Source organism: Balneola sp. (genome assembly GCA_002694685.1).
GTDB lineage: Bacteria > Bacteroidota > Rhodothermia > Balneolales > Balneolaceae > Gracilimonas.
Genome location: NZMW01000004.1, coordinates 119,432 through 139,316, shown reverse-complemented (window position 1 = coordinate 139,316; position 19,885 = coordinate 119,432). Strand labels below are relative to the sequence as shown.

At 42.6% G+C, this 19,885-nt stretch carries 11 protein-coding genes; 4 read left to right on the top strand and 7 right to left on the bottom strand.

Annotated features, from left to right (window positions below):
• Positions 1 to 17: 17 nt before the first annotated feature.
• The 3 genes from CL667_06095 to CL667_06085 all read right to left on the bottom strand — a co-directional run bounded on the left by CL667_06095 (position 18) and on the right by CL667_06085 (position 7,032).
• Positions 18 to 2,570: a permease gene (locus CL667_06095; GenBank protein MAL17263.1), complete on the bottom strand. Its 2,553-nt coding sequence runs from the start codon at positions 2,568 to 2,570 to the stop codon at positions 18 to 20.
• Positions 2,570 to 3,277, bottom strand: a complete 708-nt coding sequence (locus CL667_06090; protein MAL17262.1) for an ABC transporter ATP-binding protein — start codon at positions 3,275 to 3,277, stop codon at positions 2,570 to 2,572. The genes CL667_06095 and CL667_06090 overlap by 1 nt, the downstream gene beginning before the upstream one ends.
• A 158-nt stretch (positions 3,278 to 3,435) precedes the next feature.
• Entirely contained in the window at positions 3,436 to 7,032 is a 3,597-nt protein-coding gene (locus CL667_06085) for a hypothetical protein (GenBank protein ID MAL17261.1), read from the bottom strand.
• Positions 7,033 to 7,293: 261 nt separating this feature from the next.
• On the opposite strand from CL667_06085, the gene CL667_06080 reads away from it, so the two are divergent.
• Both CL667_06080 and hisA read left to right on the top strand, forming a co-directional pair.
• On the top strand, positions 7,294 to 7,686 hold the full coding sequence (locus CL667_06080; GenBank protein MAL17260.1) for a hypothetical protein: 393 nt from the start codon (positions 7,294 to 7,296) through the stop codon (positions 7,684 to 7,686).
• A gap of 46 nt (positions 7,687 to 7,732) precedes the next feature.
• Complete coding sequence (hisA, locus tag CL667_06075; protein MAL17259.1) at positions 7,733 to 8,449, top strand: 1-(5-phosphoribosyl)-5-[(5-phosphoribosylamino)methylideneamino]imidazole-4-carboxamide isomerase; 717 nt, start codon at positions 7,733 to 7,735, stop codon at positions 8,447 to 8,449.
• Between the two features lie 6 nt (positions 8,450 to 8,455).
• On the opposite strand, the gene CL667_06070 is transcribed toward hisA, so the two are convergent.
• Both CL667_06070 and CL667_06065 read right to left on the bottom strand, forming a co-directional pair.
• Entirely contained in the window at positions 8,456 to 9,697 is a 1,242-nt protein-coding gene (locus CL667_06070) for a hypothetical protein (GenBank protein MAL17258.1), read from the bottom strand.
• A gap of 57 nt (positions 9,698 to 9,754) precedes the next feature.
• The gene (locus tag CL667_06065) at positions 9,755 to 10,582 is read right to left on the bottom strand and encodes a hypothetical protein (protein ID MAL17257.1); all 828 of its coding nucleotides are present in this window, start codon (positions 10,580 to 10,582) and stop codon (positions 9,755 to 9,757) included.
• 167 nt (positions 10,583 to 10,749) lie between these two features.
• Here CL667_06065 and CL667_06060 point away from each other — a divergent pair, with 167 nt between their 5' ends.
• Together CL667_06060 and CL667_06055 are read left to right on the top strand one after the other, a co-directional pair.
• The gene (locus CL667_06060) at positions 10,750 to 11,511 is read left to right on the top strand and encodes an imidazole glycerol phosphate synthase subunit HisF (protein MAL17256.1); all 762 of its coding nucleotides are present in this window, start codon (positions 10,750 to 10,752) and stop codon (positions 11,509 to 11,511) included.
• Between the two features lie 321 nt (positions 11,512 to 11,832).
• Positions 11,833 to 16,263, top strand: coding sequence for a glutamate synthase large subunit (locus CL667_06055; GenBank protein ID MAL17255.1), 4,431 nt, complete (start codon positions 11,833 to 11,835; stop codon positions 16,261 to 16,263).
• Between the two features lie 162 nt (positions 16,264 to 16,425).
• Here CL667_06055 and CL667_06050 read toward each other — a convergent pair whose 3' ends face one another.
• Entirely contained in the window at positions 16,426 to 17,091 is a 666-nt protein-coding gene (locus CL667_06050) for a DtxR family transcriptional regulator (protein ID MAL17254.1), read from the bottom strand.
• Positions 17,092 to 17,198: 107 nt separating this feature from the next.
• A complete protein-coding gene (locus CL667_06045) occupies positions 17,199 to 19,808 on the bottom strand; it encodes a hypothetical protein (GenBank protein MAL17253.1) in 2,610 nt (869 codons plus the stop codon).
• Between the last annotated feature and the right edge of the window lie 77 nt (positions 19,809 to 19,885).

The following is a 19,885-nucleotide window of genomic DNA, read 5'->3' as shown; positions in this document are numbered from 1 at the left end:
AATCTGTGTTCAGCTCTTTAATCATTTCTAAGTGCATCGGCGGGATTGGCTTTAGACATTTTCCAGGATGGATAAAGTCCCGCAAGCAAAGCTGCAAGAATCGCCAACCCAACGGCCTGCAATAATACTTCGGTTGAAATCATAAACTGCAGCGTCCAGCCAAATGACCGTAGGTTGATGACATATACCAAAATGTAAGCCATCAAAATACCAAGCGGAACCGAAAGCAATCCGGCCATCACACCCATTACTCCGGTTTGAGTGACTACATAATTCCAAAGTTGCCCCGGCGTCATACCGTTTGCTCTGAGAACTGCCAGCTCACGTGACCTCTCAAGCTGAAGCGCCATCAATGCAGACAATACTCCAATAAAGGCAACCAAGATTGCCAGCATCCTCAGCACAATGGTTACGGTAAAAGTACGGTCAAAAATCTCAATGGAAGCTTCCCGAAGTCCTTTGTTAGACCGGATAAACACTTCCTGCATTCCAGCTGATTGTTCACGAAGCTGTTCTACCAACTGCTCTACTTCAACTCCTTCCGCAGCATACAGAGCCAATCCGGAAATGGCATCATCATCAAAAAACTGATCATATACCTGCCTGCTCATTGTAATGGTTCCGATATCGGAGGCATAGTCAAAGTTGATGGCTTGTATTACGAATGGCGCGTTTCCTGCATCAGTTTCGATGGTTAGGGTATCGCCCAAAGCCACATTATTGCGATAGGCGTACACTTCAGAAACCATCAATATGGATTCACTGGTGTAGCGCTGCCAAAAATTTTCGGAACCAGCTTTTAATTGATAGGCTTGTTTCGCCGCTTGCCCCTGATTGATTGCTACTAAATTATCGGTGCCCTTATTGGTTCTTACATCTACACTTCGAACCGTGCTGGCATCAGCTACGCCTTCTGTTTCACGAAGCAGATCTACGAGCATGGGTTCCAGTGTCGCATCTGCTTTTCGGGCTACGGAACTTGGGGGCTGCACATAAATATCAGCCTGTAGCTGAGATTCCAGCCAGGAAACAACGGTTGTTCTGAAACTGTCTACCATCACCCCAACACCAACCGTGGCCGCAACTGCAACTACCAAAGCGGCTATAGCTACGGATGTTCGGCTAAGTTCAGTGACTACTCCACGAACCGCCATTTTACCAATCAATCCGCTTATTTTTCCTAAAACTGGACGCAATACTTTTGCCATCCCCACAATGACTAGTGGAATGACAAGTGAGAAACCAACAATCATAAATAACAGGGATGAATATCCTGCTGCAATTCCTCCCCCTGGAATCAATAATACGCAGATGCCAGCTAAAGCAACCAAAAACCCAAGCAATGAAAGCGGAACAATTCGTTCGGTGATTTTAGATTCATTGGAAGATCGGCGAAGCACAGTTGAGACTTCTGCCTGTGAAGCTTCTCTTGCCGGCCAGAAAGCGGCTATCAAAGTTGCTCCCATTCCTAACACGGCTCCTTTTCCTAGTGAAAATAGATCAATAGAAAGTTCTTGAACGGAGAGAACGAAATACAGATCGTTAATGGACTGTGTTACTAGCTTCACCAAAACCTGAGCTAAGAATATCCCGGCTACAATTCCGATTACAGTTCCTAAAAACCCAATCAAAACTGCTTCTTTTAGAACGGTGGCCAGAATTTCATTTCGGGTGACACCCAGCGCTCGCAGCCGACCAATTAACGGACGGCGCTGTACTACTGAAAAGGTCATCGTGTTGTAAATCAAAAACATTCCGACCAACAATGCCAACATACTGAGGGCTTGCAGATTGAACTCGAAAGCCCGAGTCATCTGCTCAACCGTTTCCGTCCTAGATTCGGATCGAACTATTGCTGCACCGTCAGGTAGTACTGAATTGATTGTCTTTTTGAGTGACTCTTCGGAATCAGATGGCAATATTAAGTCGATACGAGTCAGTGCTCCTTGCATATCAAAAAGTCGCTGAGCGGTGCTAATATCAACCACTAATAAAGACTCCAAAGCTTGCTCACTACGGTCATCTGTAGCTTCTATAAGTCCGATAAGGCGAAGACTGAACTCTCGTCCTCCCACCGAAAGCGAAAGGGTATCGCCAATTTCTACACTCAATTCTTCAGCTACCATCTCAGAAACCAGCCCGGTATTTTCACCGCTCATAAATTCTGAAAGCTCAATACCTGCTTCCTGACTGGCAAAGTCACGAAACGGTGCTTCAGCAATGGGATCAACCCCTAAAACCTGAAATGTCCGGTTTACTCCCTGTAGTCTTGCATAGCCTTCAACCACCGGTGCTGACTTTCGAACTTTGGCATCTAACCTTACTTGCCGATAGGTCTCTTCATCCAGGCTTTCAGCAGCGCCTTGGATTTGGTGCGTTGCTTTTCCGGTTACAGCTTCTGTTGAAAGAGAAAATGCTTTCTTGGCACTGCTATTTGATAAGTCAATGGAAACGACAACGGCTACACCCAGTGCTACTCCCAAAATTGAGAGTGCAAAATGCCAGGGGTGGCGCATCAAAAATCGTAAACTGGAAAGCCAGAGTAAATTTGAATCTTTAGGATTGCTCATCATTTAACGGCTTCAGCTAGATCTTTAACTTCTTTCAACTTGCCGCCGCGCAGTTCTACGACCCGGTCAGCTATTTTACAAATGTCACGGTCGTGCGTAGCAATTATCATTGTACGTCCGTTTTCACGCACCAGATCGTTGAGGATATCTAAAATTTGTCGGCCGGTTTCGTAATCGAGATTCCCGGTTGGTTCATCAGCAAGAATAAGCATCGGTTCGTGTGCCAAAGCCCGGGCTATAGCTACGCGCTGTTGCTCTCCGCCAGAGAGTCGATCCGGATAACTGTCTCCGCGATCGCCCAAACTCACTTTTTCTAAAAATTGCTGGGCTTTATTGAGTGTCTCATCATCCGTAACCCCTTTCAGTTTCAGTGGAAGCAATACATTTTCATGAGCTGTAAGTGTTGAAATGAGATTGAAGGACTGAAATACAAAACCAATATTTTTTCTACGAAATAGGGTTCGGTTCTTTTCATCCAGAGCCGCCAGATTGGTTCCCCCTATTATAACTTCGCCGTGATCCGGTTTATCAATCCCGCTTATCATGTTCAGCAGTGTACTTTTTCCTGAGCCGGAACGGCCAAGCAGGACGATCATCTCTCCTTCTTCCACAGATAGATTTAATTCATCCAGTACGGAGCGTAGCTTATCTCCCTCCTGATAACTTTTGGTCAGGTCGTTTAACTGAATGTGAGACTTATTGGGCATTTGATATTCGTTTTTTGTGATATGATACTTCTTACAACTCCGTGCTAAACATCACCAACCGAACCAGTGTTCCTGAAGAACACGTAATTAATAACTTCCAATAAAAAAGCGCCTACCAATAATGGCAGACGCTTTGTGTTAGGTTAGCTAAAAGGTGTTTACTTGATAAGAGTCATTTTTCTGGTTTGTTCAAATTCGCCTGCCTTTATACGATAGATGTACATTCCACTTGGAAGTTGTGAGGCATCAAAATCAACGCGATGTTTTCCGGCTGATTTCCTGCTATTTACCAAGTTGGCCACTTCCTGACCAATGGAATTGAATACCGTTAAGCGAACATCGGCAGCTTCGGGTAGTGCGTACTCTATTTTAGTAGTTGGGTTGAATGGGTTTGGATAGTTATTTGCCAAACTGAATTCTTCCGGTACTCCGGATTCATTCACAATATCCGTACCTAATACCATCTCTATCCCAACAGATAACGATGTTGTTTCTCCTGCTTCATCAGTCACTTCAATATCCAGTGTACCTGAACCATCAAAGTCACCATTTGGAGAAAGCGTTAGTATCTGTCCATCAAAATCAACGTTTATACCACTGGTATCAACCGCAAAGTTGAAGGTAAGTGCACTATCGGCAGATTCTACATCGGCTGTGCGTGCATACATATCTGCGGTATACTCTCCTTCAATAGGTACCTGAAGATTGTTTTCAAATCCGGCTAATTCCGGTACATCATTCACAGATTCTACATGAACGAGGAAGGATTGCTCGATGGATGAAGCACCATCAGTAGCCCGAATGGTAAGTGTATCTGTCCCAAATATATTTTCCAATGAAGTGAATACTAAACTTGTATCACTCTGAATTTCAGCTTCTACGATGTGGCATGGCACTGTAATCGAGTAGCTTAAATTTGGGGTGTCTTCATCCTGAAATACGGTATCCAGATCGGCCGCTACATAGGTTCCAAAATCTTCATCCAGGGTAATTTCGGGAAGAGGATTTGAAACAACGGGCTGACTGCTTAGTGCATTTGAATTCACAAAGGTAGCATCCCCGTTTAAGTCTCCGCTCATTGCTCGTCGGGCTGAACTGTAGGTGATATCTGAGGCTGCTGTTTCACCTTCATCCTGATTTTCATCAAACCGGAAATAGGCAATCAGGTCGTCGTGATTACCATTCAATTCTTTATAGTAATTATCCGAAATTTCGGATTCGGATCTTGCCACATTCCATACCCGGATTTCGTCCAGCTCACCACTATAGAAATTACCATCAAGCGCATTCGTTGCTCCAATTAAAAAGGGATGGGTGTTGGCGTCAATGCTTCTGGTTTCAGAATCCGTGGCATCAAGGGAACCGTTTACAAATATTTTTAAATCGGTTCCATCATAGGTAGCCGCTATATGCGTCCATTGATTAGCCGGGATGCTGGAATTGGTGGTAACCCGAGGTCCACCATTGGTGATATCGCCCACGGTGAATGAGGCTGCTACCGAGCTTCCGGTTCCTTCTAGGCGGAGCATATATCCATCACTATTCGCTCCTTTTTGAAGGATAACGGCATTTTCGTCGCTATTGCCGTCGTGATTTACCCAGGCTTCTACCGTCATCGTTTCATCAAAATTAACGTACAGCTGTTCGTAACCGTCCAAAGAATTTCGATCATCAAATCTCACATAGTCGAGATCGCCATCCAGTTTTAGTGCGTTTCCTGCTTCATAAGAAGATGCTCTTATTGGCGTAGGATGACTGTAATCACTTTCTTGTCCATCTGCATTAATTGCAGTAACCTGATAGTAATAACTTTTTTCAGGCTGCAAACCGACTTCTGTTGATGTTGTCACTCCTTGAGACAAAGTAGTAACCTCGGCTCTGTCAGACAGCGATTGCTGTGATGAGCGATACACGTTGTGCTGACCTGGAATAGTTGGTTCTCGGTCTACAAGCTCAACATCAGCTGATGTCTCAGCACCTAATGCAAAGCTATATGGAGCAACCGGAAATACACCGGGAGAAGCTACATTTATTGAGCCATTCACAGGAGTTAACTCCATGTCGGTATGATAAGTATCCATGCTTCGAACAAACGAGTTGCCACTATCGTCAAATCGATAATACAGTTCGAGCCCTTCTTCATTTCCGGTGAACTCTTTATTGAAGCTGCTTTCTATCTCCTGACGTGGCAGAGTAATGCTCCAAATACCAAGTTCATCAATCCTACCACTGAAAAACTGATCAGAGGCGGCGGCATCTGCACCTATAAACAGGTCAAAATCGTTGCCATCAATCGTTCTTGTTTCTGGCTCGGTTTTGTCCAGTTGTCCATTAACATAAATCTTCAGATCGCTTCCATCATAGGTAGCGGCAACGTGCGTCCACTGATTGGCAGGGATACTGGAATTAGAAACAATGGTTGGCCCTCCATTTATCACATCTCCAACAGCGAAAGCTACATTAGGAGCCTGTCCTTCTCCGTCAAATCGAAGCAAATATCCGTCTCCGGTAGAGCCTTTAGCAACGATCACAGCATTTTCATCACTTTGCCCATCATGCTTTACCCATGCATGTACGGATACGGAGGTTTCAATAATATCCAGTGAAGGACGATCCGAAACAATACCATATGCGTTTTTTGTAAGATTAAGACTCCCGCCCCCCATAGTTTGAAATGGTGTAGCTGCTACGAAGTGAGAAGGATCACTTTCATTTCCAGAACCATCAACGGCAGTAACTTGGTAATAGTAGGTTTCACCATTAGCCGCCTTATCGTCTGTATAAGTATTATTAGGCGCACTTACTGTTCCAATATTTTGATAAGAAAAACTACCTTCATCAGGAACTTTTGCTCGATAAATTTCAAAAGAAGAAGCAGCATTTTCATTATTTGGACCCAGCCTTTCATCCCACGTCAAGGTTACTGATACATTACCGTTAGTTGTATATAAATCAGGAGCGATGGTTGAAGCACCCGGACTTAAAAGCGTTGCATTGTCACCACTAAGCGTAAGAGTGTTTGATCCAGCTAAATCACTAACTGAACTGCCGCTTGCGGTAGAAAATTGATATAAAGCAGCTAATCCTGTTTCACTTCCTGATAATTCTTCGAGATAAAAGTCTGCAATTTCGGTTGCTGATCGAACGGTATTCCAAATACGAACGCCATCCATTTCACCACTTAAAAAATTACCGGTGAGTGCGGGATTCACTCCCAACGTCAAACTGGCATCATTGGCATCAATAGTCCGTGTCTCCTGTGACGTAGCATCCAGTTCACCATTGATAAATATTTTCAGAAATTGCCCGTCATAGGTTGCTGCAACATGAGTCCATCGGTTAGCAGGAACTCCCGTTTCCGAAAAAACGGCCGGACCGTTATTGATTACATCGCCAACTACAAACCGTACATAGGTTTCATCCCCCTCTCCATACAGCTGCAAGCGATACCCATCTCCACTTATGGCTTTATTAATTAGAAAAGCATCTTCATCACTATTTCCATCATGTTTAACCCATGTTTCCAGGGTTATGCTTGTGCCCGCGATATCCAAAGCTGGGCTATCACCAGCAGTGGCATAATCAGCATCTCCATCTAAGCTAAGGCTTCCACTTTGTGCCTTTGCCTGGAATGTACCCATCACAAAAAATAGCAAACTAAAAATCGTGATTAAGGCTAAGCCGGGTTTAAAATTTTGCTCTCCCTGATTCCTCTCGTTGAATGTATATTTATTGCTCGTATCTGTTCTATTCATCCTTTTTCGTTTTGTTAATAATTACGATATCTGGCAGGCTTTATATTTCTCCCCACCATTCATAAGTACATACGCGACGTGAATTGGAATCCGCTCATTTTGCTTTTTTTCTATCATTTATTTTGATAAATAGAATTCGTATTGATTCCGGAAGCCTCAAAAAGAGCACTATCTAACCAGCCGAAAAGAACGGCTAATGCAATCACTAACTTTTTCAAGAATCCTTAGAGAAAACCTTCAACGCTAAACGTAAAAGTCTTTATGGGCACAAATAACCTTCAGAAAAACAAAGAGAATGCAATCGCATTTTATGAGCAGATGTTTAATGAGAATGATCCCCGTGGAGCTATCGAAAAATACACAGGGGCAGAATACATACAACATAATCCCCATGTAGAAGACGGGAAGGAAGGCTTTATCAAATATTTCGAGAAAATGGCCCAAGATTATCCCGGGAAAAAAGTTCACGTTAAGAAAGCTATTGCTGAAGAAAACCTGGTAGTGCTTCACACGTTTCAGGAGTGGCCTACTGATGAACATGATTATGTAACTATGGACATTTTTCGCTTTGATGAAGAAGGAAAGATTGTAGAACATTGGGATGTCCTACAAACTATGCCCGACAAATTCGCCCACGAAAACGGAATGTTTTAAGAAAAGAAGTTGCTGAAGCCCTACCTTTGGATCAAAAAAATATTCTATGCTTACAATTCCCGCTATCGATCTTCTGAATGGACAAGCTGTTCGCCTTCATAAAGGTTCTTACGAAGAAGTTACCGTCTATAATGATTCCCCTCTGGAACAGGCCCGTGAGTTTAAGAACGCCGGTTTTGAACATATTCACGTAGTGGACTTAAACGGAGCCAAAGAAGGCAAATTCATCAACCTTCCCTATATAAAAGAAATTATTGAAGAGCTTGAAATTTCGGTACAAACCGGCGGTGGTATTCGGAAGTTTGAAGATGTGGAGATGTTGCTGGATGCAGGACTTTCTAAAGTGATCTGTAGCTCCATGGCCATTAAGAATGAAGAAGATTGGCTGAAATCACTCAAACAATTTCCTAAACAAATGATTATAGGAATGGATTTGAAAGACGGAAAAATTGCCTACTCTGGTTGGCTGGAAACAGCTGAGGAATCAGTAGAGTCTTTTCTGAGCCGCATGATTGAGCATGGCTTGCAAGAAGTATTGTGTACAGATATTTCCAAAGACGGGACGCTATCCGGACCGAATGTTGAGCTCTATAAAAAGCTGAAATCTGAATTTCCGGAAATCAAGCTCATTGCTTCGGGTGGAGTTGCTGAAGTCCAAGATTTAGAGGAACTGAAGCAGGCGCAGATGGATGCGGTTGTAGTTGGAAAAGCCTACTACGAAAACCGCATCTCTTTAGAGCAGATGGTGCGCTTTAATTCCTGAGCTTATTTAGCTTTCCGGGTTATTAACTTTGCCCATAAATAGGATAGCATCGCTATTATGCTCTCTGATTAAGAATACAAATGGTCGGTCAGCTCTGAAAGATGGAGGTACTGAAGTTACAAACACACCAACAGAAGTTACAGCAGCAGCTTCGGTTCCTTTTTCATCTACAGATACGAAAGTTTTATGCTTCACTTCATTTACAAACAACTGCACATCAGCATTTATACCGCTAAGATCAGCCTCACCTGAGCTAAATAAATCTTCCATTCCCATTGAAATCAAGATATCATTCATCTTGATTTCATATTCCATTTCAAACCTGGGTAGCTCTAGAATCATATTCCTATTTCTGACCTGCCCTATCCAATTATCGAAATTTTGTCTGGTTAAATCCTGAGCAATAAATTCTGACAAAGCCTTATCTGAATCAGCTGGCATCATGACGGTCATTGTGTAAAGACTATCCCCATATGGAAGATCTATTAGCTCCACTACATCATCAGAGTAACTGTTGAAAGTATGTTTCTGAGACATCATATCAACCATTTTCTCTCCCCCTTCTTCCAAGCTAAATGCTTTTTCTTCTGTGTCGTCTTTATCGAACTTATTCATCCAGTCACCCTGGAAGTAAATGGCATTGATCAGGTACATCACTAAATTCTTAGGGATTCTTCCTTCAATAATTTTTTCAATCAATCCATTGGTATTTCCTGAAACCCAGTCGTTGATGATCTTAGCCGATTCAGGGTCATTGAAATCCAATTCACTAACTTGTGCATCAAAATATTCTTCAAGTTGATTAGTGAACTCCTTATCCACTGCAAACCCCTTTTTACTCCAAACAGAATTAGCAATTTGCATTTTCACTTTCGGATCTGCATCAACAAGCAGCCTTATCAAACTTTGGTAACCGGCATTAATTTCATCCTGAGATAACCCTTCAAAATTCAGGGTATTCCGCATTTGATTGTAGGTTTCTCCATTTGCACCATTCATGGTCATCCCAAGTGCTACTGAAATACTAAGTGGAGAAATAAAAATATTCTCGGCACTATCTGCTGCAACCGTATTTTTAAAAACATCGAATGCAAATGAACGACCATTTTCAACAAGCTCTTGTTCAGAAGTTGACAAGCTTCGAGGCAACTCACCATTCAAGTCCGGTCCCGATACATTGGAAGTACATCCCCAGACACTTGCTATTAGTATTGCTGCGATAAAAGTGATTAAATACTTGGCTCTCATGTTTCTCCTCAAGTTTGATTCGGCTTCAAAATGCTAACTGAGTAAATAAATTACTCACTATTTTTCTCTGACTTCTTTTTCAGCTCTCCCCAAAATATATATGTTTTCATTACCATCTTTAAATCCCAAATCACCAGAATGGTACTCTTTTGGTGTGAATGCCGTTTTTGACTGGATGAAAATTTGGGTCGGTTCTTCTGCACTTCCTTCACACCTCAAATGTACCCCCTCAATAGGTTTCCCACAGCATAAATGATCCAATTCTCCAATATTTTCCGAACTGCCCCAGCTACGAGCAGCAATCAATCCGCCCGCTTCAGTTTGTCCATATCCCTGAATCATGGTTTCACAGTGTGTTGTTAGGGACTCGAAATCTTCCGGTTCAACCGAATAGCCTCCAAATACAATGTTGGGCACGAACCAATCCTCCTTATATAAAGCTCTTAGTACAGCCGGTACGGTAAGTAAGAAATCCGGCTTTATTTCTTTTACAGCTTCAAGCCAGTTTTCAGCATCTCCTTTTTTTGTGGTGATGAATTCATACTCACACCCTAACTGTTCGGCCATTAACGCCCAGCTTAGTCCAGCCACATGCCAGGGAGCGGCTAAGATCAGTAATTTATGCTTGGGCTTAACCAAAAATACATCGGCCGTAAATAATGCATTCCGCTTTAAACGCTCTAACGAATTCCAGATACACTTCGGTGTCCCTGTTGTCCCGCTTGAAAATAGCCCAATATGCTTTTCTGTCTTTTTTAAAGAAGGGATATTCATTTCAAGGTCTTTAAATCTTGGCGGAATTAGCAGCTGAGACTGATCGCTTTGAATGACGTGAGCTACAATCTCTTTTGCTGATTGATCTAAGGGAGTGATTCTGTATTTCATATTTCTAAACTAAGAATCAGAGCTAATTATTTCTGACTTAATGCACAATTAAAAACTATTTTTTGCAGGCATTCAAAAATCCATTACTGATTATTTTCTATATTATAAGTAGCTAAAATTATTTAAAGAGTTAACATTTAAGGTCTCTTCAATAGCTAAATTATTATATGCTCACTAAAAGAATTATCCCCTGCCTGGATATTAAAAACGGGCGTACTGTTAAAGGTGTAAATTTTGAAGGACTTCGTGATGCCGGTGACCCCGTTGAATTAGCTAAAAGATACAGCGATGAGGGAGCCGATGAACTCGTATTCCTTGACATCACAGCTACGCTCGAAAAACGTAAAACGCTCGTTCAACTCGTCAAGAGAATTGCCGCTGAAATCAATATACCCTTTACAGTAGGTGGCGGAATTAAAGCGGTGGATGAAATTGAAGAGTTACTTAAATCAGGCGCCGATAAAGTTTCTCTGAACAGCAGTATTGTCAAAAATCCAGACCTGATTAATCAAGCATCTGCAGCTTTTGGGGCACAGGCAATTGTTGCAGCTGTTGACGCCAAAAGAAATGGCTCAAGCTGGAATGTTTATGTGAAAGGCGGAACTGAAGATACCGGCCTTGATGCTATCGAATGGATGCTGGAAGTAGAAGAACGAGGTGCCGGAGAAATTCTTCTCACCAGCATGGACCGTGATGGCACAAAGAGCGGCTTCGATATCGACATCCTCTCCAAGATAAACAGCCTCGTTAATATTCCTGTTATTGCAAGTGGCGGTGCAGGTACTATTCAGCACTGTGTTGATGCTGTAAAAAGTGGCAATGCTGATGCTGTATTAGCTGCAAGCATTTTCCACTTTAAAGAAATTGAGATCCGTGAGCTAAAGAAGCAGATGCGGGCTGCTGATATCGAAGTCCGATACATTGAATAATTTGAGAGCCTTACCTTTATTAGGTGTTATTTCTTTAAAACGCCGTTTTTTCTACCACCCATTCCTGAAACAAATAAATTTATTTCTCCATTAACCTAAATAATTTAGGTTGTATCGATCTTTCTCTTGTAAGCGCTTTTCTAACTCCTCAATAATGATTAAGCGTTAAATTCACCTTGTCCAAGTATCTGAATTTAACCAAAATCACACTTTAAATAACTTTAAAAACAGATTTTTACACCTTCCTAAATTTGACAAAATGCTAAAAATTGTGCTTTTTGTGTGTTCTCATCTCGCCTAACCATCGAAGAACAAACTATCATGAACCGAATAAATTTAAGTTACACTGGAGAAGAAAAATCCGCATGTGGTGTGGGTTTTATAGCCAGCAGAAAAGGAGTATTTGCAAACGAGCATTTAAAGAGTGGCTTGCATGCACTAAAATGTGTAGAACACCGCGGGGCTTGTGGCGCCGATGGAGTTACAGGTGACGGTGCCGGTATCATGACGGATATCCCATTCGATATGTTTGGCTACGAAAAAGACACCGTAGCCATTGCTACTCTTTTCTTGACGAACGATGCTGTTAAGCAGACTAAAGGACTGAGCATCTTTGAAAAAACGTTTGACTTCTTTGGGTTGAAAATACTTGAGTACCGCGATGTCCCTGTCAATACCGATGTACTTGGCAAGGAGGCGAAAGTCATGCTTCCTGTTATTAAGCAGGTTGTAATTGAGCGACCTGAAAGATCCCGTACTGATCTCTCTTTTGATAAACTGTTATACCAAGCTAAGCAGCTCACCAAATCAAAGCTGTACGCCCAGAAACTGGAAGGGGCATTATTTTTCACCTCTCTTTCTGCTAAGACTATCGTTTATAAAGGACTTTGTAAGGCAGAAGCTCTGGAAGAATTCTATCCGGATTTAAAGAACCCGAAATACAAAACTCGCTTTACCTTATTCCACCGTCGCTTTAGTACCAACACGCGTACATCCTGGGACAAAGTTCAGCCCTTTCGATTGATTGGCCATAATGGTGAAATTAATACGATAGCCGGAAACCGGTCATGGGCTAAATCCCGCGAAAAAATGATTGGAGCTGAAAAATATGAGCTTCTAACCCGCAAAGGAATCAGTGACTCCGGCAGCTTCAACGAAATGGTTGAAGCTATGCGCTATAGAAGTGGAGTTCCAAACGTTGAGGATATTTTAGCGTTGATGGTTCCGCCTGCTAATCTGAATAACGAGTTTTACAAATTCTGGAGCCGAGCAATGGAACCTTGGGACGGCCCGGCTTTCATCTCATACGCAAATGGATATACCATCGGCGCCCGCCTTGATCGAAATGGATTCCGCCCTGCCCGGTGGGCCCGAACCGAGGATCATTTCTACCTTTCCTCTGAAGCAGGTACTTTTGAAATTGATCAGTCTATTATTGATGCTAAAGGAACCTTATTTGCTGGCCGCGGAGTTACTCTGGATTTGAGTTCAGGAGAAGTTCACTTCCGTGATCCAAGTCATTCCCGCGAAAACAAAGATGCTAAATTTGATGCCCGGCTCATCCCTATTCCTGAAACAGTAGGCGAACAGAAGGAATCCTACTTAGAAAAACTTCCCATTTTCAGCTATACCGATGAAGAGCTAAAGAAAGTGATTTATCCAATGGCTTCAGAGGGTAAAGAGCCCGTTGGTTCTATGGGAGATACCGCCCGACTCGCTGTTCTTTCAACCGAACCGCGTTCCTTCTTTGACCATTTCTACCAGAACTTTTCACAGGTTACAAATCCACCGTTAGATTATATCCGCGAGCAAGTGGTGACGGATTTGGAAACACACCTCGGCAAGAAGCCAAATATATTTGAGCCGAAGGAATTGATTCCCCCGGCACCGGCATTTCTGCTAAAAAGTCCATTTCTGAGTCTTTCACAAATGGATCATTTAACCTCTTTGCTTGGTGGAGACCTGACTCAAGAACGAATTGTACCTGTCCGTTTATCCATGACTTTTAAAAGAACTCATGGTGTCGTGGGTTTCAAAGCAAAACTGAAAGAAATAGCCGATGAAGCGGTTAAAGCTGCCGAAAAAGGACACAGCATCATTATTCTAAGTGATCGGGATGCTTCCTATGAATATCCTGCCATTCCATCCCTTTTAGCGCTTAGAGCCGTCGTCAATAATTTAAATGACGAAGGGTTGCGGCTGAATGCCTCTGTAGTCATTGATTCCGGAGAGGTGAAAAACACTCATCATGCAGCAGCCATTATTGGATTCGGAGCTTATGCAGTTTGTCCTTATATGGCTCTGGACGTTGCCCGAAATGATGACAATCGCGCACTTAAAGACTTAGATTCTGACACCAAAGAGAAGAATCTGCTGCATGCGCTGGAACAGGGACTGTTAAAGATTATGGCGAAATGCGGTATCTCTGTTGTTCGGAGTTATCAAAGTGCCAAGCTGTTTTCAGCCGTTGGTTTAGACAAAAAAGTGATCAAAGATTTCTTTCCAGGCATTCAAAGTCCGATCGGAGGAATTACACTCGATCAAATTGGCGAACTGATTCTCGAACGCACCAAACACTTAGATGGCGAAGATTTAAGTGAAATGAAGCCGCTGAAAACCTATCAGTATAAAGAACATGCTCGTGGTAAAATGGGGGAAAAACACTCCATGACGAGTTCACGATCAAAAGCTATTCATGAATTAGTTCGTGACAAAGAGCTCGACTTAACAGATATGAAGCTCTTCGACGAATACCTTAAAGCCGGGCATGATGATGAACCGGTTGCATTGCGCCATCTTCTGGATACCAAGAAATCCGACACTTCTTTAGAGCTGGATAAAATGGATTCCATCGACCATATTCTTCAGCGATTTGGATCAGGTGCGATGTCGTTTGGAGCCATCAGTGCAGAAGCACAGCGAGATATTTTCCTCGCGATGAAAGAAATCGGAGGACGCTGCAATAGCGGCGAGGGTGGTGAAAACCCTTATTACTTCAAGGAAGGAATTTCTGCTTCTGTTAAGCAGATTGCATCCGGACGTTTTGGGGTTAATGCAGAGTATTTAATAGCTGGTGATGAGATTCAGATTAAAGTCTGCCAGGGAGCCAAGCCTGGTGAAGGCGGGCAGCTAATGGGCATCAAAGTGACTGAAGATATTGCCCGTGCTCGTTTTGCAAATCCGGGGTTTGACCTCATTTCTCCTCCTCCTTTGCATGACATTTATAGTATTGAGGATTTAAAGCAGCTTATTCACGACCTCAAGCAACTTCACCCCGGCGGAAAAGTCAGTGTGAAATTAGTTTCCGGAGTTAACATCGGAACCATTGCCGTTGGTGTTGCTAAAGCCGGAGCCGATATCATTCAGGTTTCCGGTGGCGAAGGGGGAACCGGAGCGGCATCGTTGAGTTCGATGAAGCATGCCGGGCTGCCATGGGAAATTGGACTGCCTGAAGTTCATCAGTCATTGGTAGAAAATGACCTACGTGATCATGTTATACTCAGAACAGATGGCGGAATGTCGTGTGGAAAAGATATTGTATTGGGGACCATTTTAGGAGCTGAGGAATTTGATTTTGGCAAGCTCCTGCTTATAGCTGAAGGCTGTATCATGGCCCGCATTTGTGAGAAGAACACCTGCCCGACAGGTATTGCTACTCACGATCAGAAATTCAAAGACAAGTATAAAGGTCATAAAGATCATGTAGTTGACACCCTTAAGTATCTGGCCGAAGATGTTCGCCGAGAGCTTTCAAAAATTGGAGCTTCTTCTCTGGACGAAGTGTTTGGGCAAACTCAATATCTGCAAATGCATCCGGATCGAGCTGAGCTTATTAAGGAGAAAAATTTCGACCTGAGTTATTTCCTAAATGCCCCTTCCTACACTAAGGAAAGTGATTTAGAGGGATTATCTGATCCGGTAAGTTCATTAAATGTGACCTTAGTATCAGATACCCAAAATGCTATTGAAAACAATGAGGACTTCACGGGTGAGTATGAGATTTATAACACCGACCGGTCGGCCCTTGCTACATTATTCGGTGAGCTTTCACGGAAAATGAATAAACAACGCCTTAAAGAGATTAAAGAAGGCAAGGAATTCAAGAATCCTTACAACAAAACTATATCCCTTACATTTAAAGGAAGCGCCGGACAAAGCTTTGGTGTATTTCAAGTTGGAGGAGTAAATCTTCGATTAATCGGCGAGGCCAATGACTCCGTATGTAAATCCATGTCGGGTGGCAGAACCGTGATTGTACCACCCAAAGAAGCCAGGTACGAGCCCAGTGAAAATGCGATAATTGGTAACTGTGCTCTGTATGGTGCAACCGGCGGAACATTTTATGTGCATGGACAAGCTGGAGACCGTTTTGCGGTCCGAAACAGTGGCTGTACGGCCGTTGTGGAAGGAACCGGACTCCATGCCTGTGAATATATGACAAACGGGACTGTGGTCATTTTAGGAGGTACCTCCAATAACATCGGTGCCGGGATGACCGGAGGAGAGTTATTCCTTTATGAAGAACCGGGATCAAAAATTAACAAGGAATACATTGGTGCTGTGAAGTTGAGTAGTCAGGATGAGCAGAAGCTTAAAGCAATTCTTGAAGACTATCACAAAGAAACACAATCAACAAAAACAGGATATATCTTGTCTGACTGGGAAAATGCCAAGCAGCAATTCAAGAAATATATTCCGGTTTCGATGATTGATGAAGAAACGAAAACTGAAAAAGCTTCTGTGGAAACGTAACCGGAGTCTCACTCACTCATCACAGTTGCTTCCCCCATTCATATTTATTTATGAATGGGGTTTTTTATTTTGAAGGGCAAGATTATTTGATTTACGAGTGATCGAATTTCGATAGATCGATTTCCGAGTTGTTTGTTTTCCACATGAACAAGCCGGTGCTCGCTACTTCTCGGCTTCAATCAAATAGACTTCGCTGGCTACAGCCTGCCCAAGCATTTGTTCGATATCGTTTTCTAAGCGAATTTTTACCGGACCGTTAAACGGAGCTTTTTCAGTAACCTCAATTTTTACCCCAGGAAGCACTCCTATTTTTTCAAGATAGCGCAACAATTCCGGATCCTGATCTTTAACCCGGCCAATGATATAACGGACATTTTCTTCCGCCTCGGAAATTGAAAGATGGGCCATTCGCGGCATCACTCCATCTTTAGAGGGAATGGGATCACCGTGTGGATCGTAAGTAGGGTTGTTCAATAATTCAGCAATTCGATCTTCAAACTGTTCGGAAATATGGTGCTCCAGCTTCTCGGCTTCGTCATGAACTTCATCCCAGGAATAACCCATAATTTCCTTCAGATACAATTCCAGCAGCCGGTGATGACGTAGAATTTCGAGAGCTATTTTGTTCCCCGCTGAAGTTAGCTTCGCTCCTTTGTATGACTCGTATTCTAGCAGATTCATTTTTGCGAGGCGCTTCAACATATTTGTAACCGATGCTGAAGAAACGTCCAGAGCATTGGCGATATTTGTAGTTGTAGCTTTATCGCCCTCTGTATGAAGTACGTAAATGGCTTTAAGATAATCTTCCACAGACTGACTTAAGCCCATGTTATTTTTGATCGATTCTCGCAATGGTATCAGTTTAAAAATATTAAAAGTCGATTCTGCTTTAATAGTGTTGAACAGAATATTTAGCTCTGGCTAAAATACAAAAATTACTGATTTACTGAGGCATCAGCTTTTATAATGACGAGCGTCATATCATCATGCTGTGTAGCAATGCCCTTGAACTCATTCACATCATCAGTAATTATTTCCAGTATTTTTTCAGATGAAGCTTTTCTGACCCCTTTAACTAATCTCTCAAGGCGTTCTTCCCCATAAAAATGGTTACTTGTATTCAGCATTTCTGTGATTCCATCTGTGTATAGAATGATCACATCGCCTTCTTTTAGTTTCAGTGTAGCTTCCTGCGTATTTTTTAAAAAAGCATCACCGGTGGTTATACCAATCCCGATGCCATTCGGCTTTAGCCATTCTGTATCGCCATTAGCCCGGACCAAAAGCATGGGGTTGTGACCTGCCCTTGCAAAAGTGAACTGACGTTTGTCAGCTTCCAGTATTCCGTAGATCATAGTGATGAAGGTACCTCTTGTGGCATTCTCACAAAAAAGGCGGTTCAGCTGATTTAAAAGCTCAACCGGTGACAATATCAATGCACTCAAACTGTGGAGTACTCCTTTGGTGAAGGTCATATAAAAAGCAGCCCGGATTCCTTTCCCGCTTACATCACCAATCGCGATAGCTGTACGCTGCTCTCCCAAAGAAATCATGTCATAATAGTCACCACCGGTTTCCTGGGCCGGAATACAAACACCTGCGATATCAATTCCCGGTAAATGGTGAATTTTTGATGGCAAGAATGTTTGCTGAACCACACGTGCAATGGAGAGTTCTTGCTTTAGTCGCTGTTCTTTGGCTTGATCCTCAATGTACTCGGGAATATATTCCGGGAGCTCATCTCTTTCCGTCCCTTTCAGTATAAAATAAACTCCTGATGCTGTAAAAGTGACTAACACCAACAGGAACAAATAAAAGGTATTAGCATCAGGCGAACCTGAAATGACCCAGCCCTTGGAAGTGGTCAAAAAGTTTACAAAAACAAAGGCTCCAAAAACAATGGTCAGGAAATCATATCTCAAGTAGAAATACCCAAGAGTAAAACCAAGTATAGCCCGCATAGATCGATCCAGAATGTCCGGCTCAATACTAAAAGGAAGGATGTCAATCACCCCAAAAAGTGCAGCACTAAGAATTGGGATAATCCAATTTCGTCCAACCAATCCTTTTATCTGATTTCCAAGTATTAAGTAGATAGGAACCACAATTGCCAGTACAAAGCAGGTGGTTATCATAAGATTGGCAATAGATGGTAAAAAATACGAATCGGATATAAAGCCTGTGTTTGCAGATATAAAGGATTCCGGAAATACCGTCATGAACAGGCACATTAAGCCCAACAGGATTCCCCCAATAGCAACAGCATTGATAATACCCCATCCAACCGGCTTATTAACTAACATACCCCGGCGAACCAAGTCCCAGGTTTTAAGTTTTTCAGGCCAATATTGGCGGGTGATAGAATCACTTACTGCTGTAATCACAAAAAAGCCGATGGCACTTATAGCTCCTGAAATAGCGAGTGTAATGAGAGCTTGGAAGATACTCATACCGGATCTTATCCCATTCATAAGGCTCACTTCGTCTATAAACTGAAGGAGCCAAAAGCCGGGTACCATAAAGCCCGCCAACACCGCGATAATAATAGCCGGTTTAGTATCTATGGCGCGAGCCTTAATCCGCAGGTAAAAAACAAACAGGAGTCCGATCGCAAATATCAGAACAACAAAAATTGAAATACTTTCGAGTACTTCAGTGATTCTACTTTCACCTACTTTAATTACCGGACTAATGGAGTAATCGAGCTCCTTAATAGAGCCGGCCGGCAGCAAGTCTAAAGTCAGGCTGACCTTCACCCCGGATAAAGAATCAAAAACACTTGCATGTGCTCTGGCAAAACGGATCCCGCCCTCATCTAAAAGCTCTACAGAATCCCGTTCTAAATCGATCGAATTCCAAATAGTTCTATTCAGATAAAAATCAGATAAGCTCCAGATGTTATTCATGGTATAAACATCTTCATCCTCTGCCCCTCTCAGTTCCCGAAGGCGATCAATGATAGCCAGTGCCTGTGAATTAGTGGGCGTGGTGTCGCCCAGGTGTTGATAATCAGTAAGGCCGGTAATCAAAGAATCTTCAAGTCCCCGCGAATAGTTTTGGACTTGATTTTGAAAAACAGTTCGCACCGCATAGCGATTGAACGGGCGTTGGCGAGTAATTAAATCATTAGATGCTGAGAAACTTACAACCTTGCCGGCCGGACTTAATCCAACGGTTACTTCCGGACTGTTATCCTCTGTTTGGTTATTTACTTCACTTACTTCCCATTTTAAAAAGGGCAGATTTTGAAGGAAATCAGACTCACTTTGCTGTTTCTTAAATTCACGTGTGCCCCACTTTTTTTGAAGAGAATCAATAGCACCGTTGTAGCTGACAAATTCAGTTGACGGATAATAGTCAAAGGTCTGGTACTGCCAGCTTTGAAATACAGAATCAGCCTTTTGCTCAACCTGCTCATTAGTTTGGCTAATCTCCGAAATTGTAAATGGATGGTGTATTGGGAATGAATAAAAAAACGTGGCTATTCCAATAACTCCGAATAGCAGTATAATTACATCCCTAAAGAGTTTCTTATTCGATTGCATGAGTGACTGTACGAAAAACTTGTATTAGGTTTCGTGAATATGCTTAGATTCAGGCAAATATAGAAACCTCGTTGGTT

What these genes read in the sequence shown, in the direction of transcription:
- CL667_06095 (MAL17263.1), bottom strand. Translation starts at nt 2,570, where the DNA reads ATGAGCAATCCTAAAGATTCAAATTTACTCTGGCTTTCCAGTTTACGA.
- CL667_06090 (MAL17262.1), bottom strand. Translation starts at nt 3,277, where the DNA reads ATGCCCAATAAGTCTCACATTCAGTTAAACGACCTGACCAAAAGTTAT.
- CL667_06085 (MAL17261.1), bottom strand. Translation starts at nt 7,032, where the DNA reads ATGAATAGAACAGATACGAGCAATAAATATACATTCAACGAGAGGAAT.
- CL667_06080 (MAL17260.1), top strand. Translation starts at nt 7,294, where the DNA reads ATGGGCACAAATAACCTTCAGAAAAACAAAGAGAATGCAATCGCATTT.
- hisA (MAL17259.1), top strand. Translation starts at nt 7,733, where the DNA reads ATGCTTACAATTCCCGCTATCGATCTTCTGAATGGACAAGCTGTTCGC.
- CL667_06070 (MAL17258.1), bottom strand. Translation starts at nt 9,697, where the DNA reads ATGAGAGCCAAGTATTTAATCACTTTTATCGCAGCAATACTAATAGCA.
- CL667_06065 (MAL17257.1), bottom strand. Translation starts at nt 10,582, where the DNA reads ATGAAATACAGAATCACTCCCTTAGATCAATCAGCAAAAGAGATTGTA.
- CL667_06060 (MAL17256.1), top strand. Translation starts at nt 10,750, where the DNA reads ATGCTCACTAAAAGAATTATCCCCTGCCTGGATATTAAAAACGGGCGT.
- CL667_06055 (MAL17255.1), top strand. Translation starts at nt 11,833, where the DNA reads ATGAACCGAATAAATTTAAGTTACACTGGAGAAGAAAAATCCGCATGT.
- CL667_06050 (MAL17254.1), bottom strand. Translation starts at nt 17,091, where the DNA reads ATGGGCTTAAGTCAGTCTGTGGAAGATTATCTTAAAGCCATTTACGTA.
- CL667_06045 (MAL17253.1), bottom strand. Translation starts at nt 19,808, where the DNA reads ATGCAATCGAATAAGAAACTCTTTAGGGATGTAATTATACTGCTATTC.